Raw genomic sequence first — 21,610 nt, 5'->3', positions numbered from 1 at the left:
CGTCCCCGCCCGTGAGAATCTTCCAGAGCTGCCGCTACCCCGGATTCCATAAATTTTTGCAGGCAGAGGCGAACCGTAGGAACTGTGATGTCCAGTTTCTCCGCAATAAACTCATTGGAAAGCCTGTGGACCTCAAGAGGCGGAATGATGGTTATATCCCCCGGTTCCAGATAGTAGATGTCCTGGTTGATGAACATTTTACATTTTCCTGATAACAGATAATAAATCTCATAGTAAGAATGATAATGAGGCCGCTTCATCACAAAGCTTGAGGACCTTCTGATACGGCTGACCTGAACGCTTTTATCCTTTAAAATCATGGTGTTGCTCATACGCGGTTCTTCTCCTTCAACTTCTCCTTTATGACCGGACCGTCATGGCAAAAAAACTGTAATTTTCAGAAAATATCCCATAAAATCCGTATTATTCCATCTGTTTTTGTTATACCATAAAGCCAACCAAAGGTAAACAAGGAATTCGACAAGGAAATGGAGGAATGACCATGGCTGAAATGACCATGTTATCCATGGCTGTGATGGCTGCCAATAAAAAAAGCCGCTCCTTTTCGGAAGCAGCAGCCGGGCGGAAGGACCTGTACCTGACGGAAGGACCGGCAGAGGAAGCAGATGTCATATATCTTCCGGATTACAGCAGTCTGGATTTTAGGCAGGTCCGCGAGCTTCTGACAGTGGGAAAACACGTCCTGTTCGGAACCATGGGGGCGGCCGATGCCGGCAGCCTCAATGCGCTGGCGCAGACAGCCGCGGAACACGGCGCAGTGCTGTTGGATCATATCCACCTTGCATTCAATCCATGTATGGCATCATTAAAGACAGCGCTGACATGCCTGGGACCCATTTACCGGATCCGTCTCTATTCATGCGAATATGCCTTCTGCTGCAAGGGAGTCTGTACGGATCCTGTACGTCCCTTCACCCATATTCCTCAGGGAGGCGCATTGTTTCAGCGGGGCTACGACTGCATCTATCCCCTTGTGCATCTCTTCGGCATACCGGAACAGCTGGATATCCAGATGATATTCACGGAAAATGGAATGGATGCAGCCGGAGCTGTCAAGGGAACTCTAGGCAGCGCCCAGGTGGAGATCGTCTATTCCAAGATATCAGGAAGCCATATTCCAAGCCTTATAGAGGGAGAAGGGGGACGCCTGCTAATCCGTGATTTACGGAATTTAAGGGAAGTGACCTATTTCAACCGTTCCGGTGTGGAAAAACCGATGGTTTCTTTTTCCGAAGAGGCCTGCCGCGCCAGGGAACTGGACCGCTCCATGGCCTTTATAAAGGGAAATTGAGACTGGCGCCTCCAGCTTGCATCCTCCTTGCAGGCACTTCAAATGATGGATGAAATCCGGGGTGGTAAAAAGACGAAAGATCTTATATGTTCTTGAAAAATTTTATAAGACATTTAATGTGAATAAGGACAGTTGGGTTTAAATACTCTTCTGTCTTATTTTTAAGATTCATTTCCTATTTATGGCTATTTGTGTTACACTATATATTATTAATATGTAAGGGGGATATATTATCGTGAAAAAACTTCATTTATTTCTCGCAACTATAACAATTTCTTTGTTTTCCTGCATCACATCCTTTGCCGGTCAATGGCAACAAGACAGTTATGGATGGTGGTATCAAACTGATGATGGAACCTACCTAAATAATGGATGGAACTGGGTTGATGGAAAGTGTTATTATTTCTCTCCTGATGGATATTGCTTGCAAAACACACAAACGCCTGATGGATATATGGTGGATGAAAATGGAGCATGGGTTATTGATGGTATAGTTCAAACACAGAATCAACCCCCAATATCAGACACTTATAAAATAGGCAATCTAACTCTTTCTACACCAAATGGATTTTGGTTTTATGAACAAAAGGATACTATCTTTTGTATGTTTGCTTCATATGACCAACAAAGAGCAATAGCAGTATATTGCAGTGATATAGGCGTTGATCCACGCGCAAATAATTACAGTGAAAAATATATCGATTCTGTTCTTGACGCAGCAATGATTAATGAAGGAGGAGCATATGCGACTAAGACATATAAACAACTTTCATCTGGTGCATGGAACTGTTACGGATATTCATCTGCTGAAATTTTAAATGCGCCCGGAACATTAACAGCATATGTTCGTATGGATGGTTCATATATACAACTAATTATGATCGCTGGTAATTTATCTAATACTGATACTGATGGTCTCATGAATGTTCTCATTAAATAATATGATGGGATATAGATGATAACAAATAACAAAAACCGCGAAAACCATTGGCTTTATAGTGATAAGGAACAAGATGAACTTATCAAATGCCGGCTGACGGTTCCGGGTGCAGAAAAGGCTCTCTCTGATCTTCTAGAATCAGAGAGAGCCTTTTTATTATGGCACGGCGATATGCGTTTTGCCTTTTCTGAGAAACTTCCGTGATTCCGGTAGACATAGGGAAGAGCGGATATGGAACAAGCACCTCTCAGATCGCATCGGCCAAAGCCGCCGCTTTTTTGCAGCCGTCGGTTTTGTCGATGTCGCCCACATTCAACACGCCGGGGACGAGGACTTCGCCCACCATCTTCCACTTGTTCAACGCACACATCCGCTCCATAGGAATGCGAACGCCGTCCATGACGGACAGATTGTCTTCCTCACAGCAGCAGATCAGCGCGCACTCCTTGCCGGCGATGTCCTTGCCGCCCACCACCAGAGAGTATATGCGGTCAATGACGCCCTTGATCTGCGCCGGAATGGAATACCAATAGACCGGCATGGTGAATACCAGAACGTCCGCCTCCAGAATAGCCGGGGCGACGGTGTTGAAATCATCGTCAAACGTGCAGGCCTTGCCGGTGGAATAGCAGGTCTCGCAGGCGTGGCAGCCGCCCACCTTCTTGAATGCCGCGTCAAAGCGCGTAACGGTGTGGCCCTTGGCCTGCGCCGCCTGAATGAAAGCGTCCGTCATCGCAAAACTGTTTCCGTTTTTGCGGGGACTGCCGGTGATCACAACGATTTTCTTGCTCATGCGCGTTACCTCCTGTGTTTTGCGGGATTGACCTTTCTCCCGCCTTGCGCTATTATTATAACATAAATAGTGCGGAAAACAAGTACGCACATTAAGATGAGATACTTACCAAAAGTAATAATGTGTTACATTTTGAGAGGCTGCTTTTGAGAAAACGCAGTCTTGAATTGTTTCCGGCGTTCTTAGGCTGTCGCTTGTATGAAATCAAAGATTGGAGGAAATGCCACGTGACGATAGATGATGTCAATAGGTTCGTTGCTGTAGTTGAAACCGGCAGCATTAACAAGGCAGCGGAAAAGTTCTATCTTCCTCAGCCCGCAGTGAGCCGCAGTATCAAGCGCATGGAAGATGAATATGGGATTACCCTGTTTGAACGCTCTCAGGGAAAGAAATCCATCCTCAGCCATGAGGGCCAAATCGTCTATAACGCCGCAAAACAGATCCAATTGATCCACGAGAACCTTTCGCTGCAGCTCCAGCTTCACAAGATGCGCACGGAGAATATGATCGTTTTCGGCATGACGCAGCAGCAGGGGATTACCCTTTTCAGAGAACTGCACCAGTATTTTTACACACATGAACCCAACTATCAGCTGAATATCCGGATGGACAGGGCCCACAATCTCCATATGGGCATCCTGCATGGGGATATCGATGCGGCACTAATCAGCGTGGATCGGAAGTGTGCCGACCTCTATTACGGTGAACGCAAAGCGATGTACACGCATCTGTATCTTGCCAAGGATTCTCCGCTGATCGGAAAGCTGCAAACCAGAGAGGGATTGGACCTGCCGGTGCTGCGTATCCAGGATTTGGAGAATGAGAGCCTGATCGTTGCCCCTAAAGGCGCCGCCAGCAGAAGCTTTCTGGAATCACTCCTGACAAAGTACAACGTCCGTGTTCAGTTGATTGAGGAAGCCGATATGTATCAGCGCATGAGGCTGGCCGACCTCGGAGCGGGTACTTATGTGTTGTCAACATCCAATTCTGACATGAACAGAATCCGTATTGGTGAGCGCACCCGATTCGCCCGGCTTGATCCTGAGCAGGATGTTGGCAACTTCCGATATCTGGTCTGCCGCAATGGTTTTGAGGAATCGGAAAAATACCGTGCGCTGTGCAGGTGCTTTTCTGTCCGCAGCGGCTAAGGCAGGTAACCTATACAAAATATATATAAGTAGCGCGGGTTTTTGAGATTTGTTTTTCCTTTTTTTCATTGCTATACTGACTATAGTCAGATGGATTTCCAATGTTTTCCACTGATGGGCATGGAAAACATGGGGATCACGGACAGTTCATTACGATATAGAGAAAGGAGATCTCAAAAATGACAACGCAAATGTACATCTGTCTTGCCCTGTTTATCCTGCTGATCGCCGGCTATGTCTTCTCGTCGAAGCTGCGCATCAGCACCGGCGTCATTGCGCTGTGCGCCACTCTGCTAACCGTCTGGTTAAAACTCCTCCCCGCAAAGGCAGTTCTATCCAACTTTAGCAACTCCAACGTGCTGCTGATCGCCGGTATGTTTATCGTCTCGGCAGGATTCAACCGCACCCAGGCGGTCAACAAGGTATCCGAAGCGCTGCATAATATTTCCGGCGGAAACTTTACCATCGTCCTGGCCGGTTATCTTGCTGTTTCCTTTTTGCTGGGCAGCCTGCTTCCCAGCGCGGTGGCCGCGATTGCCATCACGGCTCCTCTGCTCGCCGCAAGCTGCTATAAGGCGAATGTCAGTCCTTCCAAGGTGATGTTCTCCCTGGGTCTGGTAGCGATAAGCGCAATGGGCGTGCTCCCCATCGGCGGCGCCGTCACTCAGTTTGCCACCCAGAACGGCTATCTGGAAAGCTACGGTTACATGGAATATCAGATGCAGCTGATCGATCCGTTTAAGGGGCGCTTCATTGGTGCGCTCATCGTCGCCATCTATGCCCTCCTGATCGGACCCAAGCTGGCGCCCGCGCAGCCGAGCGTACCGATCGCGGATGATGAGAAATCCAAGGGCGGCCCCAAGAAGGAACCCCTTGACCCTGTGCGTGAAGTGCTGGGCTATTCTCTGTTCATCCTGACAACCATCGGCCTGATGTTTGCCTCCAAGCTCGGACTGGAAGAGTGGCAGGTTGCCATGACCGGTGCTGCGCTAGTGACTGTCACCGGCGTTATCTCGCCGAAGGAAGCGACCAAGGCGATTCCCTTCCGCGTGCTGCTGATGCTGATCGCTGCCCTGACCGTGGGCAGTGCCATGGTAGAGTGCGGACTGGGCGATCTGATTGGCGATTCCATTGCCAGTGCTATGGGCGGAACGCGCAACGGCTATATTATCGGCGCCGTGTTCTTCGTAATCCCCTTCCTGCTTACTCAGGTGATGCAGAACCGAAGCGTCAAGAACATCTTCACGCCCATCGTGATCCTGACCTGCAAGTCCCTGGGCTGCAACCCAATCGGTCCCTTGCTGCTGCTTGCCTCAGCCTGCCAGGCCGGTTACCTCACGCCTAATGCCAGCGCTACCGTACCCCTGATTATGAGCGTCGGCGGCTACGATCAGAAGGATCTGTTCAAAATGGGCTGGCTGCCCGCCCTGATCATGAGCGTTGCCTCCGTAGTCGTGATCATGAGTATTTTCCCTACGTACTAAATCAACAAAACGGCTGATCTCCGGTCAATCCGGGATCAGCCGGTCTATTCTAAAAACAGGAGTGATTTGACATGAAGAAGTCTGCTGTAATCAATCGAAAAGAACTGGCCGTCAAAGATTGGAACGACCCCTCCCTTCTGTTAAAGGTGCGGTGGAGCGGCGTTAATTTTTACGAATTTGTTCTGCCCAACGGGAAGACCGTTGTGATGGACCCCTATTTTGACGATGCCGAAGACGGTCACAATGAATTCACTTATACCCCCACGGATCTACCTGCCGGAAAATGGGTGAACGGAGCCGACGTCATCGTGCTGACCCATGGCCACTTTGACCATACCGGCATGTTGGGCAGCGTGCTGGAGCGCTATCCGAAAGCTCATATTATCATCCCTGAGCATACCCTCCCCTCCGTACTGGTCGATCAGAATGTCAACTACAGCACGCATTATTTCTCTGAGGCCGGTGCCCATGACAAATTCGAGTTCCCCGGCATGGTGATGGAGACCATCCGCAGCAACCACAATCTGGGGCGCAACAAGCACACACTGGGCGGCCAGGGCGGAAACCTTTACAAAGACGCCGACGGCAATGTGGACTTTTTCAAGCTATGGAAAAGGATCTATGAGCGTGAACTCATCAATCTGAAGATCACGACCGACGAAGGGTTTACGATCCTGATCTGGAATTCCGAGATGCAGCCCGATGGAATTGGCTTTGAAAGCCGCAAGTATTTCTACCGTAATGCCAAGCCGGATCTGTTTATGTATCAGGTGGCGGGAGCCAGCTTCGGCGGCGACCGGCGCAACCCCGACTGTGCGCCTATGGGCAAGTTTATCGCGGAGGTCGAGGCCAAGACTGCCATGCCCGAGCATCAGCAGCACTTCTCTTACGACGAGCTGGATCGCATGGCCGGGCAGTTTGCGGACCACTGCAACGAGGCCGGCACCGACACCGATTTCCTGACTCCCGAGACGGGTGTGTGGTACGGCTACACAAAGGATGCCGACGGTTCGGTGAACATTTGCGTGGTTAAAAAGTGATCATAAACTGCCCACGCCAACAAATTAGCTAGTGGTTGTCTTTGCTGCCACGAGCAAACTTTCCGGATACTTAAAATTCTTGAAGCAGGTCACGCAATAAACCCCGGTTTTCGAGGGTGCCATATACTATCATTGCCCTCCTTGGTTTTCTGTGCCGATTGCGGAGCAAAGATGCGCTACTGCACTACCAAGGACTTTGAGAAGCGGCAAGATCACTTTGTGTGTGCCAACTACCGCAGCAACACCGGCAACTGCACCGCACATTTCATCCGTTCGGTAGTGTTGGAGGAAATGGTCTTACAGCACATGCAGATGGTCATCTCCTATGTGGCGAATCACGAGACGCATTTTCGAGCGGTCATGGAGAAGCATTTGAAGCTGGCGTCTGATGAAGCGATCCGGGTGAGCAAGTCCTATGAGGACGAGCAGGCGCAGCTCATGAAGGACGTAGACGCTCTTGCCACGGAGATAGCCCAGCAGGAGCAGCACGCGAACGATGTGGACCGCTTTGTTGAGCAGACAAAAAAGTATGCTGGCCTGGAAGAGCTGACACCCTACGCCCTGCATGAGATGATAAAAGCGATCTACATAGAGGCTCCGGACAAGAGCAGCGGCAAGCGGCGGCAGAGCATCCACATCTCTTATGATTTTGTGGGCTTCATTCCCATCCACGAGCTTATGAAAGAGGAAATGGCATGACCCGAAAGCCACGCCATTTCCAAAATCCGATATGATACTGTCTTATGCCCCCCGGCCGTCAATGGGGGGAATTTTCTATTTCTGCTACGATGACGTATGCGACATAGAGCTTTCTGACGCTTTAAACAAGCTTGTGTCCATCATTGCAGTCGGGCTGGCAAATGGCACAATCCGAATGAATGAATCCGTCAGGGGAGAGATCCTTGACTGGTATGTGTCACAGCCCAATTTTATACAGTTGATCTGCGGAAAGCAGATGGCGGATGCAGGTCTGCTATCATCCACAGAACATGATGATGGTGAAATGTCAACAGTCGCATAATTTAAGGTTTATTGCCAGTAATTACAAAGCTCTGTATAGCAAAAGCTTATGGGAAGTTTGAGTAGTATAACAAGCAAATGTCCGCAAAAAGTTACACATCAACATTCAATTTATTTTTTCGCCGTGATGTCCAAACTGCCAGCGGCACATGTTCAGCGCCGACTGGAGCGAAGGCATGTCGTCCCCGCTACCGTTCAAACGCAATCAGGGTTTCTTTCGGCAGCTTTCCGCTCCCACAGTTCAGCAGGAAGCGGATTGCCCTATTGGCAAAAATGTTTGTTGTCATCGTGTCCCAATCGGCCAGCCGGACGATCTCCGCCGTGCCGTTCTCAAAGTCAAATTGAATCTCGCCCCACTCGCCGTCGCAGTCTGCCTGATACTCGTAGACTGCGGCGGCGATTTTCTTTTTGCGGCTGGTTTTGGATTTTTGTTTGAGCCGGATCGCGTGAAGCGTACCGCCCTCCACAAAGGACGGTCAGCTTCTCCACTGCCCGCCGGTATGCCCTCTCCGCTCCGCTGGCAGAGCTGCCCTCAAACATCACCGCCAATTCCTCAAAGGTTTTGCGCTGAGATAATGGACTGACCCGTCCGCAGGTCATGCAGACGGCGTTGCGTTCTTCCAGCAGCCGCTGCTCCCGGTAGCTCAGTTTTCCAAATGCTGTCTGCACGGCTTTCGCCTGTATGCCGTTCCATAGGATGGTGGTATAATCCCAGGAATTGTCCCGTGTCACATCCTCGCCGGTTTCCTCTGCGTCCTCGTCCTGCATGGTGGTATAAAACGGGGTCTGACTGCGGTTGAACCGCGCCACGGCCAGGTACTGCTCTGCCGTTTCCTCAGAGCAGCCATCCTGCTCCGCATACCGGGCAACTGCCTTTTTCCTGTCGCCCGATTGGTTGTAGAGCCACGCGATGCCGCGCACATTTTTGTATTCGTCCAGCGAGGAAAAGGAGCCGCTTTCTTCCTTCATGCGGAAGTCGATCAGAGCGTTTCCGATGAAGCGGTGGGCGTAAGTAAGGAACTCCGCCCCCTTGTCCGGGTCGTAGGTTTTCAAACACTCCAGCATGGCGAGGACTATGGTTTGCTTGTAGTCCAGAAACCGCTCCGGGTCGTACCTGTCCAGCCCCTCCCGAAGCAGGAAATTTGTGACACGCCCATTCAGGCGGGGCTCGGTATGGTGCAGGAAGTATGAGAAATATCTGAGATCATCCTGCTCTATCGCCGCAACAATATAGTCATTGACGCGCTCCATACCCGGCGGCTCTGGCGTAAGCTGGTAAGCATGGCTGGCCTCAAACATGGTAAGGCCCCGGGCGTTAATCTGAAAAGGATATTTTGAAAAGTGTCCGCCCATGCCTTACCGCCTCCGCTCATTTCAAATATTTTTGTGCTTCCGCAAGAAGCGCATCCTGCGTCATTTCCGATTCATATGGGCCGTTTGCGTATGCTTGGTCGGAGATGGCGCGTTCCATCTTGTCCTTTGCCAGCCGCTTCATCAGGCTGGCAGTCTTTTCATCAAGCGTCCCCCGGCGCAGCTTCTGAATGATGGTGTTCATGCGGCGCTCATAGATTCTTTTCCACGGGTGGTCGGGGGCAAGCTCCCTCTGTGACCGGCCCCTGATGTTGCCGATCTGCCGGCATGTGCGCCCGTATTTGTCCCCAGGGGCAAGGCCGTTGCAATATTTCGTGTGCCTCGCGTCGGTGGTGAGAAACCAGTTCCCGCAGATAGGGCATTTGCGCGGCGCGTGGCCAACGCACAGCCCCTCGAATAAATCGGAGCGGAACATCCCACCAAAAGAGACATAGTGCATCCGCTTCACAAGCTGGGATATTTTTTTGCCGGGAATGGTCGCAACGGCGTACTGGACTGAAGCGTTCGCAAGAGACATCCAGCCGGGGTTTTCTGATGATAAATCAGGAGCGCCAGAAAAGAACTGACCAAAGCTGGCGGCATAGCCGTCCGGCGTTCTGTCACTCTCATGCAGCTTCTCCGCAAATGGGATCAATTCTCTTTTGAACTCTCCCAACGAGTATCCCATGTGCGCCATGACCGGCAGCACGCGCAGGAGCGTCATGGCCTTTTGGTATTCCGGCGAAACCGCTCCGGCGAGGTTCCCGGACTTTGCAAAGTCCGTTGCATTTTGCAGATAGTCCTCCGTGAAAACAGCATCCACTTTGCTTTTGACATATCCGTAATCCAGAATGGAGAACGGCGGCGTATCGCCCAGAAGCTCCACGATTTGAAATGCGGCGTCCCTCGCCGAATCCATCTGCCCCGTGTTCGCCTGTCCAAGCTGGAGCGCACCCATATATAGGTTGAGCGGCATACAGAGCCGGGACAGCTTTGCTATGACCTCATCAGAGAGATTCAGCGCGGCACAGGCCAGCGTTCCCGTCGGCATGGACTTTCCCTCATAGGTCACATTATCCTGCCAGAAATCCAGTGTCAAGAGAGTGTGTTCAATCAGATTCAAGCGCCCTGGGCCAAGGGTTTCACCCTCTGGACACCGGAGCAGGCAGAAAGTGATGCCCTGCGTCACTTTATACTGGGTTATTATCTGGCGCAAAGCACTCAGATTCTGCGGCTTCGCCGTTCTTTGTCACTCCCGAAAAATCAAAAAATGAATGACAGGAGGAAGATCAAAATGGCAAAAAGACTGACCCGGCAACGGCAGAGCCGGAAAAGACGGTGTTTACAAGGCCACGCACAACGACAGGACTTTCAACACAGAACACGCCGCCCACATTGACAGTGAGCGGATTCAGCGGAACATCTATTGGGATTGTTTCCGGGGCGCGACCTATCCGGCACAGCAGGACGGCGAGGTGTCCTTTGAGGATGTGGAACGGGCGTTTTATCTGAACCGCTACTCGGATTATCTGGACGGGCAGCATGAGCGGAACGCGAAACGCCGACACTCTGAGCGTGACCGGAGCGTGGATGATCTGCTGGGGGATAAACGCTTCTGCCCGGAGGAGACCATTTACCAGATCGGGACGATGGAGGATTCCGTTCCCCCGGATGTGCTTCTGGAGATTGTCGGGGAATTTATGGTGGAGATGGATCGGCGGTTTGGGGAGCACGTCCATGTGATCGATTGGGCGCTCCATCTGGACGAGGCCACGCCCCATATCCATGAACGCCACGTTTTCGACTATGTGAACCGATACGGCGAGGTTGAACCAAAACAGGAAAAGGCGCTGGAGGCGCTCGGCTTTGAACTGCCCGACCCCGAGAAAAAACAGGGGCGCACCAACAACCGCAAGATGGTTTTTGACGCCGCCTGCCGTGTGATGCTTTTCGACATCTGCAAAAAGCATGGCCTGACGCTGGAGGAAGAACCTGACCCCGGCAACCGGGGACGCAGCTATCTGGAGAAGAACGACTATATTATTCGGAAGCAGAAAAAGGTGATCGAGGAACAATCAGCGGCGATTGAGGAAAAATCGCAGGAGCTGGAATCTGTCTCCCTCCGGCTGGAAGATGCCGAAGCGTTGATTGATGAAGTTACGGAGATCGCCTATGACAAGGCGGTGGAGCTTGTGACCGATGCTGTCCGGGCAGAGACACAGCTCCGGGATGAAAAGGCCATTGCCGATTACAAGGAGTGGTGCCTGTCCCCGGAGCGGAGCTATAACCAAACGCAGAAAAACCTGATCGCCAAAGTCTTGGGGAAGGCGCAGGAGCTGATCCGCAAATCGGCGCAGAAGGTGCTGGACAGGGTGCGGGCGGTTTTGAAAAAGCCGGAGGTCAGGACTGCCGCCACAGCAGAAATCAGAAAACAGGCGCGGGAATCCATTCTGGCAAGGCTGAAACAGGATCGGGCTGGGATTGCGAGACGGGATGCGGAACGTCAGGCTGCTCCCCACAAGAAGCACGATGTGGATCGGTAAAGACGGCGGTGGGAATTTCGGCAGCTGCTGCCGAAATTCCCGCTGTCACGTTTTTTGAATCGGGGCTGTCATGCAATCAGCCTGTTTTTTTCAGATTTCCCCATAACCCATACAGAGGGACGCGCAAAACCTCCCTACTACGATTTGAAAGAAGGTGCGAACACTGACACAGGAAATTTATCACGAGGGCTGCCCGGACTGGTTTGACGGGGAACGCATTGACGAGATGATGTTCTGCCAGGACTTCCTGACAAAACACCCTATGAAGTGCGTCCGTGACCGGCTGTTCACCGTGGACGGCGCGGTGGAGGACGAGCGGCAGGTCGGCCAGCTTATTCTGCGGGAGATCAGCGGCTATGTGACCACCGGCCTTGCCAAGCGGGTGGCCAATCTGCTGGCAAGCGTCAAGCTGCTGGCCTACTCGCCGCCGCTCCCCATTGAGACAGACCGCATCCATGTTGCCAACGGGACTTACTTCGTGGACGGGCGGTTCTCCCCGGAGAAGGACTTTTGCAGCAACCGGCTGGCCGTTGCCTACCGCCCCGACGCGCCATCGCCGGAGCGGTGGCTTCGGTTCCTGTCGGAGCTGCTCTACCCGGAGGACATCCCCACCTTGCAGGAATACCTGGGCTACTGCCTGCTCCCCACCACCAGAGGCCAGAAGATGCTGATGCTGATCGGCAAGGGCGGCGAGGGAAAGAGCCGGATCGGGCTGGTGATGCGCTCCATCTTTGGGGACAGCATGAACACCACCAGCATCCAGAAGGTGGAGAACAACCGGTTCAGCCACGCCGATCTGGAGGGCAAGCTCCTGATGGTGGACGATGACATGGATATGAGCGCCCTGCCCAAGACCAACTATATCAAATCTATCGTGACCTCGGAATGCAAAATGGACATGGAGCGCAAGGGCGTCCAGAGCTACCAGAGCCAGCTCTATGTGCGGTTCCTCTGCTTCGGCAACGGGGCCCTGACCGCCCTCCATGACCGGTCCGACGGCTTCTTCCGCCGCCAGATCGTGCTGACGACAAAGGACAAACCGGCAGGAAGGGCGGACGACCCGTTCCTGTCGGACAAGCTGATTGCGGAACGGGAGGGCATCTTCCTCTGGTGTCTGGAGGGGCTTCGCCGCCTGCTGGCAAACAACTACCGCTTCACCATCAGCGACCGGGCCAGAGAGAACATCTCCGTCGTGGTCATGGAGGCCAACAACATCGTGGACTTCCTGACATCAACCGGCTATGTTCAGTTCAAGGCGGACGGCGAGGCCGCTACCCGTGACCTCTACGCCGCCTATAAGGTCTGGTGCGAGGACAACGCGGAGAACCCGCTTTCACCCAAGAGCTTCTCCGGCTTCCTCGCCCAGAACGCCGACGCCTATCGGCTGGAGGCCACCAACAACGTGTATATCGGCAGCGGCAAGAGGTGCCGGGGCTATGTGGGCATCCAGGTCCTGGCAAGACCGATGGCGTTATGAAAAGAGAAATGGAATCATCCGTACATGCGTACACGGGTACACAGAGCGCGGTACGGATGTACGGACGTACAGATGAAATTTAAGTCCTGTTTATTTTATCCTCCGGCGTTGGAGAGGCTCAAAACCGGGGACGGAAAATCGGGGCTTGTGCTTTCCGTGAAAAAGTTCGCCGCAGGGCATACCGGCTGCACCCTTTCGTGATTTACGGAATTGTGCAGCCGGTTTCTTATCTGGCGATCATCCATGCTGTTCCGGCTGTAATCACACGGAACGGTGAAACCGATCCCTGCCGGTTATGGACAGGACATCGCCTGAGAAAATCTGAGCGGCTGTACGCGCCGCTTTGAATTTCATCCGGCAGCAACGCCAGTTCGCTGACCGGGAAACAGACTATATCAGAAAGTGAGGCATGAAAACAATGAAATCCAATTTGAGGAACGAGATCAGGGCGTACATCGTGCGCCAAGGCATGACCATGCAGGAGGTTGTTGACCTTCTCTCTGACGAGTACGGATGGAGCGGCAGCGTGTCCAACCTTTCAAACAAGCTCCAGCGGGAATCCCTGCGGTATACGGAGGCTGTGCAGCTTGCCAACGCGCTGGGCTACGACATCCAATGGGTCAGGAGGAAAGACGGTTGATACAGGAAACAACAAATCTTATAAATGACGGAGGTACTATGGAGAAAAATTTTGAGCTGCTGACATTTGAGGAACTTCTGAAGCTGCCCATCGACATTGAGAGCTGCTTCGACCCCATCTTCGACCCGCCTTTGTATATGCTGGAGGAATGGCGGAGGATGCGGGAAAAGGAAAACCCGTTCCACGGCTACGTGGAGCGGAAGATCGGCAACACATGGTATGTGATTGAGACGGAGTGCGTCGGGAATGAGCCGCTTGCGGGCAAGGTGAGGCGGCTCATTTTTTCGGATAAGGAGGCGGTCTGATGGTGACAAACGAAAAAAGTTATGTTAATATGGAGCCATGCACTATGGGACTGTCAGCTGACCAACACGTAAAGGAGGACGTTATGTTGGATCAGCAAAAAATCACCATTCTGTACTGCCGCCTCAGTAACGAGGATGCGATGGATGGGGAGTCGAATTCGATACAGAACCAAAGGGAGCTATTAACCAGATACGCTCAGGATCATGGCTACACAAACATCAAAGTGCTGGTGGACGACGGTTATACGGGTACAAACTTCAACCGCCCAGCCGTCAAGGAAGGGTTGGAGCTTGTCAAGCAAGGAGAAGTGGGCTGTTGGATCGTAAAGGATATGTCCAGATTTGGCAGGGATTACCTGACTGTCGGGCAGTACACAGAAATCATTTTTCCCAGCTACGACGTGCGCTTCATCGCCGTCAATGACGGTGTGGACAGCAACCGGGGCGACAACGAGGGCATCACCGCGATAAGAAATTTATTCAACGAGTGGTATCCACGGGATACCAGCAAGAAGGTACGGGTCAGCCTGCGGCAGCGAGGCACCAGCGGCAAGCACATGGGCAAGCCGCCCTATGGCTACCGCCGCGACCCGGAGGACAAGGAACAGTGGATACCGGACGAGGACGCCGCGCCGGTGGTGAAGCGGATCTTTGACCTGACCGTCGCGGGGAAAGGCCCCAGCCAGATTGCCCGCATACTGGAGCGGGACGGAGTGCTGACCGCGAGGGCGCTGTACGCCAAGCGGAAGGGAAAGCCGCTGCCCGACCAGCCGTACCATTGGGGCGAGCAGTCCATTGTCGGGATTCTGGAGCGGATGGAGTACACCGGCTGCGTCTGCAACTTCAAGACCTATTCCAAGTCCTACAAGCTGAAGAAGCGTATCCCCAACAAACAGGAAGATATGTTCATTCTGCCGGATACGCAGGAGGCTATCGTATCGCGGGAGCAATGGGACAGGGTGCAGGAGCTGCGGCAGAACAAACGCCGCCCCACGAAAGCGGAACGGCAGGGATTTTTCGCCGGGCTGCTCTACTGCGCGGACTGCGGGAGCAAGCTGCACTTCGCCACAAGCAAGAGCTTTGAGGGAAAGCAGGACCACTATGTATGCGCAAAGTACAAGAGTGGCCGCGGCACCTGTTCGGCGCACTATATCCGGGAAGAAGTGCTGCGGGACGCCGTGCTGGAGCGTATCCGCGCCGTCAACGAGTATATCCGGGAGGATGCCGAGAGCTTTCAGGAGGAATGGCTCCAATGCCGCCGCGCCGATCAGGAGCGGGGCATCCGTGAGGATAAGAAGCGACTGGCACAGGCGAAGAAACGCCTTGCAGACCTCGATGTGCTAATCTCCCGCTGCTATGAGGATTCCGTTCTCGGAAACCTGAGCATGGAGCGGTACAAGAAAATGTCGGCGGACTATGAGGCGGAGCAGGAACGGTTAAAGCTCGAAATTGAAGTTACGGAAGAATGGGTGCAGCAACAGGAGGAAATGGATACCAACCTCGACAGCTTTATCGCGCTGACGGAAAAATATGTGGACGTGCCGGAGCTGACGCAGACGATTGTGAATGAGTATATCAAGAAGATCGTCGTCTTTCCCCCGGACAAGTCCGACGGCAAGCGCAGGCAGAAGATAAAGATTTACTTCAACTTTCTGGACGAGTTTGAAATCCCCGCTCTTGAGCAGTCTGTCACCCTTGAACAGACCTACGGACGCAGAAAGACGGCGTGACACATCGTCACGCCGCCCTCTGCGGCAAAATAGTTACTTGTCACTATTAGTCCTTGATTTTACGTGGTTTTCACGGTTCCAATTTGATGCCGGCAGCGGGACTTGAACCCGCACGCGGTTACCCGCAACAGATTTTGAGTCTGCATCGTCTGCCATTCCGACACGCCGGCTTACAACGCTGATTATTTTATCACAGGATACATATTTTGGCAAGTGTTTTTTGAAAACCTTTGCCATTTTTCTTCAATATTTACTTCAACGTCCATGTGGCCGGACGGCTGGCAAAAGACTGTTAAGGCAGGTATCTGCCCGCCCTTAACAGTCCCTCCGGCCTGTTGTCTTATCTGATTGCCTGCTGGCCGCTGGCCTTATATATTTCGTACCATTCATAGTGCTCCAGACGGATATCCAGGGCCTTAATGGCCGTATCCAGCCTGTCCAGCCTGTTGCTTCCTGAGATAGGGACCGCCCCTGCCGGATGATACATAATCCACGCGTATATGATGGCAGACGGGTCCACGTCATGCTTCTCGGCGATTATGTTTATGGTTTTCATGGCTGCGGCGCACAGACTGTCGCTGGCGTCAAACATTCTTCCCCCTGCCAGAGGCGACCATATCATGGGATGGATTCCGGATGCAGTCAGGTCATCCATCATTCCGGAATTAAAATGTTCAAAGCACACCGGGTTCCACTCAATCTGGTTCGTTACCAGCTGCCCGTTTACAGCTTTGTTAAGACCGTTGAATTTATGAGGGTCAAAGTTGGAGACGCCCATCTCCCCGATTTTTCCTTCCTGCTTAAGCTCTGTCAATGCCTTCGCCGTGGACTCAAAATCAATGCAGGGGTCCTCCCTGTGAATCAGATACAGGTCCAGATGGTCTGTGTGAAGCCGCTTCAGGCTCTCCTCACAGGACTGTTTTACCCTATCATATCTTGTATCATAATATCCAAATCCGCCCTCTTTGAAAATGCCGGTTTTTGATACCAGCTGGATTTTGTTCCTAATGGAGCGATCCTGTTCAAAAGCCTGCCCCATCAGCGTTTCACAGAGCGTGTCTCCGTAGATTTCCGCTGTGTCAAAGGTGGTGACCCCTCTCTCAATGCATTCATTCATGAATCGGGCCAGTTCTTCTGCGGACCAATTCCAGCCATCCAGCCTCCAGAATCCCTGAACCACGGCTGACAATGACAGCCCTTCTGACAATTTAACTTTTTTCACCTTGTTCCTCCTGTTAAGAATTTTTTCTCATATCCAGAGCCACTGCACTGCATATGATAAGTCCCTTTACAATCAGCTGCCAGTTGGAGTTAACGCCTATATAGGCAAGTCCATAGCTGATGAAGGTAAAAATCAGCACACCGATGATGACGCCGGATACCTTTCCCACTCCTCCGCTCAGAGATACGCCTCCCACCACACAGGAGGATATGGCATCAAATTCATATGCATTTCCATAGGCCGAGTTGGCGCCTCCGGTCCTGGCCACTTCCAGGATACCGGCCAGCCCCACAAACATGGATTCAATGATAAACACGGCGATGATCACCTTGCCGACATTGATGCCGGATACCTTGGCTGCTTCCGGGTTGCCTCCCACGATATATATGTTCTTCCCGAACACGGTCTTGTTGAGCAGAAACCATACCCCCACAATGGCAATGATGGCGATGACCACCAAAAAGGAAATCTGGCCAAATACCTTAAAGCTGCTGAGCACGGTCAGAGCATCCCTTATGCCTCCGATGGGCTGGGAATTGTTGGGCTTCTTTGCAAAGTACAGACAGTTAATGCCGTAAATAATGGTGCTCATGCCGAATGTGGCGATAAAAGGCGCCATCTTAAGCTTTGCAATCATAAAGCCGTTGACAGCTCCAATCACGGCAACCAGGGCCAGCGTCATGATAACCGGAATGATGATGGGAAGTTCAGGCAGGCCCGGCCAGAACTTGTTGGAGTAGTCGGCCATCTGGGACAGGGACGCCACCATGACGGCTGCCAGGCCCACCTGACGGCCGCCGGAAAGGTCTGTTCCGCCTAAGAGCAGGGCAAACATCAGACCCAGCGCACATATCATTTTAACGGCAGACTGGGTCAATATGTCTGTCAATACTCTTATCTGCAGAAAAGAAGGTTCGATTATGATGATTCCTATAATCATGAATACCAGCACGATGATAAGAGCTTTATCCATCATGATATTTTTTATGTCTTTTGCTGTCAACTCCTTTATTTTCATACTGACACTCCTTCTTTCGTTTTATCATCAAACTGGGTGGCATACCTCATCACCTCAATCTGGGTAGCCTCCTTCTTGCCAAGGATACCTGTCTGCTTTCCGGCGCACATAATCATGATACGGTCCGACATTCCCAACAACTCCGGCATCTCAGAGGAAACCATAATGATCGCCTTTCCCTTTTTTACCAAATCCTGCATGATCCTGTAAATCTCATATTTAGCGCCCACATCCACGCCCCTGGTAGGTTCGTCCAGCATAATGACATCGCAGTTTGCCAGCAGCCATCTGCCAATCAGCACCTTCTGCTGATTCCCTCCCGACAGGTTCTTGATAAGCGTTTTTGTCCCAGCCATGCGGACATCCAGATCCGTGCACACCTTGTCAACACTGGGGGACAGTTTTTTCGTATGGATGTATCCAAGGACATTGCCTGTCAGTTTCTTATAGGCAACCGCCAGGGTGTTATCCCAGACTGACAGCATGGGAATGATTCCCGTTGCCCTGCGCTCTTCCGTCAGAAGGGCGAATCCGTTTCGTATGGCATCCTGAGGCGAATGGTTGACCACTGTTTTTCCATTGACAGTCAGTTCCCCGCTTGCGATTCTGCGCAGGCCGAATATGGCTTCTATCAGCTCTGTCCTCTGTGCCCCCACCAGTCCGCCTATGCCCAGTATCTCTCCCTTATGCAGGTCGAAGGATACGTTTTTAAAGGAACGCGGGTCTGCGCTGGTAAAGTTCTCTACCCGCAGCATCACCTCATCTGTTCTCACGTCCCCGCACACAGGAAAACGCTCATCCATCTTTCTTCCCACCATCTGCCCGATTAACTGGTCTATGGTAATGTCCTTTATATCCCATGTGCCAATGTACTGGCCGTCCCTCATCACCGTTATCTCGTCCGCTATCTCAAATATCTCCTCCAGCTTGTGGGATATATAGATAATGGAGCGCCCTTCCTTCCTAAGCTTGCCAATGATTTTGAAAAGGTGCTGTGTCTCCGCCACGGTCAGCGAGGAAGTGGGCTCGTCCATAATGATGATTTTTGCATTATATGAAACAGCCTTTGCTATCTCAATTGCCTGCATCTGTGAAACGGAGAGATTCTTTGCAAAGGTTGTCACGTCTATATCAAAATCCAAATCCCGAAGCAGGTTCCTGGTCTTTTCCATCATCTGGTTTTCATCCACCACAATGCCTTTTGTCTGGAACCTGCCCGCCCATATATTGTCCACCACATTCCGGCAAGGAACCGGGTTCAGCTCCTGGTGAATCATGGAAATGCCGCTTTTCAGCGCATCGTTAGGGTCTTTGATATCCATGACCTGTCTCGATTTCAATGGTCCCGCTGTCCGGATGATACAGGCCGAACAGACACTTCATCAAAGTGGATTTGCCGGCCCCGTTCTCGCCAATCAACGCATGTACACTTCCAGGCTTCACCGCAAGCTTAATATTGTCAAGAGCTTTTACTCCGGGGAAGGATTTAGACATATTTGATATCTTCAGTCTGTACTCTTCCATCTGCTTCCTCCAGATTCCTTATTCGGATTGGGCCACTGCCAGCATATCCTCCAGGGTTGCGCTTAAATTGCTTTCATCCACAATCACATACGGTACCCATACATACTTTCCATCAACCGTGCAGTCCACGCCTGCCACGTCCTCTGTGATTTCCGTTCCTGCATGTACTGCCTTAATCACATTGATGATGGCGTCAGACTGGCTCTTTCTGTCATTCAGCACAGTGCCCAGAAGGGAACCTGCCTTCATTGCCTCCAGGGCGTCAATATTGGCATCGATACCCACGATTGGTACAAACTTTTCAGCATCCCCTGAATTGTAGCCATTGTTGATACATGCCTGTACAGCGCCCATGGCCATGGAATCATTGTTGCAGAGGACGCCTTCAATCCCGTCGATTCCGTAAGCGGTAATCCATGCATTCATCTTGTCCAGCGCCTGAGCCTGGTCCCAGTTGGCGGTATCACAGGCAAGAATCTCATAATCGATTCCGTTCTTTTCCAGGGTCTCTTTATACGCATCCGTGCGCAGCGTCACATCCTGCTGTCCGATTTCACCCTGCAGGATGACCAGCTGAAGTTTGCCGTCCCCGTTTTTATCCGCAATGTCTTTTTTGTCATTCCAGTAGTTAATCAGCGCCTGGGCGCACATTTCCCCTGACTGCTTGGCCTGGGCTCCCACATACCAGATGTTGTCGTACCGTTTCATGGTATCTTCCATGGGCTCCATGTTGAAGAATACAGCCGGCACACCGTCGGCATCGCATTTCTTCATCATATTCTCAATGCTCTCCCTGTCAGGCGCGCATATGGCAACCACATCCGTCTTTTTGCTCAGGGCCACCTCTAATTTGGAATTGGCCGTGGATACGTCATTTGCAGCGTCCTGCATATCCAGGGTGATACCGCCCAGCTTCTCAGCCTCATTCTGCATGATAATGCGGAATCCGCTCTGGAACTGGTCGTCAAAGGCCCTCCAGATAACCGTGGCCTTCATCTCTGCCTGGGCCTCTCCCTGCTGGGCTGTGCTCTCTGTATTCCCGGCTGCTTCACTGCCTGAAGGCGCAGCCACCTTAGTCTCCCCCTGACCCCCGGAGCAAGCCGTTAATGTTCCCATCATCACTGCTGCTGTCAACCCACATACGATTCTGTTCATGCTTTTCTTCATAAGTCTTCTTCTCCTTTTTGATATATTAATCCATCAGTGCAAATTCTCTCATTTTCCCCTTAATGAACTCTCTGGCGCAGGCCTGTGAATTGACAAACATGCCCGTGTTATACTTGAAGTCCGGCTTCTGCTTCATATCCTCAAAGGAATTGGCAACCGCAATCAATACATCTGTGGCAATATTGATTTTCCTGATGCCGTTGCGGATTGCCTCCTGCACCTGCTCCTTGGGTGTTCCCGAACCGCCGTGAAGTACAATAGGAACGTCCACCACATCGTGTATCTTTTTAAGCCTTTCAATGTTCAGATGGGGAGCCGCCACATATACGCCGTGCTGCGTCCCGATGCTGACAGCGATGCAGTCAATGCCTGTGCGCTCCACAAATTCCCTTGCCTGCTCCGGGTCTGTCTGGGCAGATTCAGGGTCACCTTCCACCTTAAAGTTTCCTTCCTCTCCCACCAGCTTGCCCAGCTCTCCTTCCACCGTAATTCCGTAACAGTGGGCATAATCAACTACCTTTTTGGTCAGGGCCACGTTTTCCTCAAACGGCAGGGATGAGCCGTCAATCATGACAGAGGAGTATCCGGCCTGTATGGCCTGTACGCATTCCTCATATGTACGGCAGTGGTCCAGATGAAGGGCAACAGGTACGTTACAGCCAGCTGCCTTCATGGCTCTTTTAACGGTATCAACAGTCCCCTCAAAACCGCCCATCAAATCGCAGCAGTCCGTACCCGTGATAAAGATTACCGGAATATCCAACTCCGTACCTGCCTGGATTGCTGCCAAAGCAGTTTCATAGGATACAGTCACATATGCACCATAGGCAATGTTCCTCTCCTCAGCCATCTCCAAAATGTCTTTCATCGGTGATAATTTCATAAGCCTTTTCTCCT

The 21,610-nt window shown here is 51.9% G+C and carries 19 protein-coding genes, 1 tRNA gene and 2 pseudogenes; 12 read left to right on the top strand and 10 right to left on the bottom strand.

All coding sequences use genetic code 11. From position 1 onward, the window contains the following. A partial coding sequence (locus tag G614_RS32610; protein ID WP_027641638.1) for a cupin domain-containing protein occupies positions 1–332 on the bottom strand: 332 nt, incomplete at its 3' end. 170 nt (positions 333–502) lie between these two features. On the opposite strand from G614_RS32610, the pseudogene G614_RS27110 reads away from it, so the two are divergent. The 3 genes and pseudogenes from G614_RS27110 to G614_RS0108585 all read left to right on the top strand — a co-directional run bounded on the left by G614_RS27110 (position 503) and on the right by G614_RS0108585 (position 2,456). Then, positions 503–1,408 (top strand): annotated as a pseudogene (locus tag G614_RS27110) (hypothetical protein). A 139-nt stretch (positions 1,409–1,547) separates the two neighbouring features. Next, positions 1,548–2,252: a hypothetical protein gene (locus G614_RS0108590; RefSeq protein ID WP_022201947.1), complete on the top strand. Its 705-nt coding sequence runs from the start codon at positions 1,548–1,550 to the stop codon at positions 2,250–2,252. Positions 2,253–2,267: 15 nt separating this feature from the next. After that, on the top strand, positions 2,268–2,456 hold the full coding sequence (locus G614_RS0108585; protein ID WP_027641637.1) for a hypothetical protein: 189 nt from the start codon (positions 2,268–2,270) through the stop codon (positions 2,454–2,456). A 43-nt stretch (positions 2,457–2,499) separates the two neighbouring features. Here G614_RS0108585 and G614_RS0108580 read toward each other — a convergent pair whose 3' ends face one another. Continuing rightward, positions 2,500–3,045, bottom strand: coding sequence for a flavodoxin family protein (locus G614_RS0108580; protein ID WP_027641636.1), 546 nt, complete (start codon positions 3,043–3,045; stop codon positions 2,500–2,502). Positions 3,046–3,272: 227 nt separating this feature from the next. Here G614_RS0108580 and G614_RS29270 point away from each other — a divergent pair, with 227 nt between their 5' ends. The 4 genes from G614_RS29270 to G614_RS0108560 all read left to right on the top strand — a co-directional run bounded on the left by G614_RS29270 (position 3,273) and on the right by G614_RS0108560 (position 7,416). Then, positions 3,273–4,193 (top strand): LysR family transcriptional regulator, encoded by a 921-nt coding sequence (locus G614_RS29270; RefSeq protein ID WP_027641635.1) that lies wholly within the window; start codon positions 3,273–3,275, stop codon positions 4,191–4,193. Between the two features lie 179 nt (positions 4,194–4,372). After that, the gene (locus tag G614_RS0108570) at positions 4,373–5,677 is read left to right on the top strand and encodes an SLC13 family permease (protein WP_044917502.1); all 1,305 of its coding nucleotides are present in this window, start codon (positions 4,373–4,375) and stop codon (positions 5,675–5,677) included. Positions 5,678–5,748: 71 nt separating this feature from the next. Beyond that, the gene (locus tag G614_RS0108565) at positions 5,749–6,717 is read left to right on the top strand and encodes an MBL fold metallo-hydrolase (RefSeq protein WP_027641633.1); all 969 of its coding nucleotides are present in this window, start codon (positions 5,749–5,751) and stop codon (positions 6,715–6,717) included. Between the two features lie 132 nt (positions 6,718–6,849). Beyond that, on the top strand, positions 6,850–7,416 hold the full coding sequence (locus tag G614_RS0108560; protein ID WP_330366789.1) for a DUF4368 domain-containing protein: 567 nt from the start codon (positions 6,850–6,852) through the stop codon (positions 7,414–7,416). Between the two features lie 657 nt (positions 7,417–8,073). On the opposite strand, the gene G614_RS27100 is transcribed toward G614_RS0108560, so the two are convergent. After that, the gene (locus G614_RS27100) at positions 8,074–9,090 is read right to left on the bottom strand and encodes a sigma factor (protein WP_330366788.1); all 1,017 of its coding nucleotides are present in this window, start codon (positions 9,088–9,090) and stop codon (positions 8,074–8,076) included. A 16-nt stretch (positions 9,091–9,106) separates the two neighbouring features. Beyond that, complete coding sequence (locus tag G614_RS0108545) at positions 9,107–10,210, bottom strand: DUF6076 domain-containing protein (RefSeq protein ID WP_027641630.1); 1,104 nt, start codon at positions 10,208–10,210, stop codon at positions 9,107–9,109. Between the two features lie 352 nt (positions 10,211–10,562). Here G614_RS0108545 and G614_RS27095 point away from each other — a divergent pair, with 352 nt between their 5' ends. The 5 genes from G614_RS27095 (at position 10,563) to G614_RS0108515 (ending at position 15,782) form a co-directional block, all read left to right on the top strand. After that, a complete protein-coding gene (locus G614_RS27095) occupies positions 10,563–11,630 on the top strand; it encodes a hypothetical protein (protein WP_242828039.1) in 1,068 nt (355 codons plus the stop codon). Positions 11,631–11,856: 226 nt separating this feature from the next. After that, entirely contained in the window at positions 11,857–13,107 is a 1,251-nt protein-coding gene (locus G614_RS0108535; protein ID WP_044917509.1) for a phage/plasmid primase, P4 family, read from the top strand. Positions 13,108–13,525: 418 nt separating this feature from the next. Then, positions 13,526–13,747, top strand: coding sequence for a DUF6471 domain-containing protein (locus G614_RS0108525; protein WP_027641628.1), 222 nt, complete (start codon positions 13,526–13,528; stop codon positions 13,745–13,747). Positions 13,748–13,785: 38 nt separating this feature from the next. Continuing rightward, the gene (locus G614_RS27090) at positions 13,786–14,052 is read left to right on the top strand and encodes a hypothetical protein (RefSeq protein WP_044917508.1); all 267 of its coding nucleotides are present in this window, start codon (positions 13,786–13,788) and stop codon (positions 14,050–14,052) included. A gap of 83 nt (positions 14,053–14,135) precedes the next feature. Further along, the gene (locus G614_RS0108515) at positions 14,136–15,782 is read left to right on the top strand and encodes a recombinase family protein (protein ID WP_242828038.1); all 1,647 of its coding nucleotides are present in this window, start codon (positions 14,136–14,138) and stop codon (positions 15,780–15,782) included. A gap of 87 nt (positions 15,783–15,869) precedes the next feature. Here the strand turns inward: G614_RS0108515 and G614_RS0108510 are convergent. The 6 genes and pseudogenes from G614_RS0108510 to G614_RS0108485 form a co-directional block, all read right to left on the bottom strand. Then, positions 15,870–15,952 (bottom strand) — tRNA-Leu (locus tag G614_RS0108510). 170 nt (positions 15,953–16,122) lie between these two features. After that, positions 16,123–17,004 (bottom strand): aldo/keto reductase, encoded by an 882-nt coding sequence (locus G614_RS0108505; RefSeq protein ID WP_027641626.1) that lies wholly within the window; start codon positions 17,002–17,004, stop codon positions 16,123–16,125. Between the two features lie 13 nt (positions 17,005–17,017). Further along, entirely contained in the window at positions 17,018–18,022 is a 1,005-nt protein-coding gene (locus G614_RS27085; protein WP_049948055.1) for an ABC transporter permease subunit, read from the bottom strand. Next, positions 18,019–19,546: pseudogene (locus tag G614_RS27080) on the bottom strand (sugar ABC transporter ATP-binding protein). Before G614_RS27080 ends, G614_RS27085 begins: the two are co-directional and overlap by 4 nt. Positions 19,547–19,564: 18 nt before the next feature. After that, the gene (locus G614_RS0108490; protein WP_027641625.1) at positions 19,565–20,713 is read right to left on the bottom strand and encodes a galactose ABC transporter substrate-binding protein; all 1,149 of its coding nucleotides are present in this window, start codon (positions 20,711–20,713) and stop codon (positions 19,565–19,567) included. A 25-nt stretch (positions 20,714–20,738) separates the two neighbouring features. Next, positions 20,739–21,596 carry a class II fructose-bisphosphate aldolase gene (locus tag G614_RS0108485; RefSeq protein ID WP_027641624.1) on the bottom strand — a complete coding sequence of 286 codons (858 nt, stop codon included), beginning with the start codon at positions 21,594–21,596 and terminating at the stop codon, positions 20,739–20,741. Positions 21,597–21,610 lie beyond the last annotated feature (14 nt).

Source organism: [Clostridium] clostridioforme AGR2157 (assembly GCF_000424325.1).
GTDB classification, from domain to species: domain Bacteria; phylum Bacillota; class Clostridia; order Lachnospirales; family Lachnospiraceae; genus Enterocloster; species Enterocloster clostridioformis_A.
Note: the sequence above shows the minus strand (reverse complement) of the source record. Positions and strands in the feature narration are given on the sequence as shown.

Coding starts and splice junctions, on each gene's coding strand:
- G614_RS0108585 (WP_027641637.1), top strand. CDS start 2,268: ATGATAACAAATAACAAAAACCGCGAAAACCATTGGCTTTATAGTGAT.
- G614_RS0108580 (WP_027641636.1), bottom strand. CDS start 3,045: ATGAGCAAGAAAATCGTTGTGATCACCGGCAGTCCCCGCAAAAACGGA.
- G614_RS0108570 (WP_044917502.1), top strand. CDS start 4,373: ATGACAACGCAAATGTACATCTGTCTTGCCCTGTTTATCCTGCTGATC.
- G614_RS0108565 (WP_027641633.1), top strand. CDS start 5,749: ATGAAGAAGTCTGCTGTAATCAATCGAAAAGAACTGGCCGTCAAAGAT.
- G614_RS27100 (WP_330366788.1), bottom strand. CDS start 9,090: ATGGGCGGACACTTTTCAAAATATCCTTTTCAGATTAACGCCCGGGGC.
- G614_RS0108535 (WP_044917509.1), top strand. CDS start 11,857: ATGATGTTCTGCCAGGACTTCCTGACAAAACACCCTATGAAGTGCGTC.
- G614_RS0108525 (WP_027641628.1), top strand. CDS start 13,526: ATGAAATCCAATTTGAGGAACGAGATCAGGGCGTACATCGTGCGCCAA.
- G614_RS27090 (WP_044917508.1), top strand. CDS start 13,786: ATGGAGAAAAATTTTGAGCTGCTGACATTTGAGGAACTTCTGAAGCTG.
- G614_RS0108515 (WP_242828038.1), top strand. CDS start 14,136: ATGTTGGATCAGCAAAAAATCACCATTCTGTACTGCCGCCTCAGTAAC.
- G614_RS27085 (WP_049948055.1), bottom strand. CDS start 18,022: ATGAAAATAAAGGAGTTGACAGCAAAAGACATAAAAAATATCATGATG.
- G614_RS0108490 (WP_027641625.1), bottom strand. CDS start 20,713: ATGAAGAAAAGCATGAACAGAATCGTATGTGGGTTGACAGCAGCAGTG.
- G614_RS0108485 (WP_027641624.1), bottom strand. CDS start 21,596: ATGAAATTATCACCGATGAAAGACATTTTGGAGATGGCTGAGGAGAGG.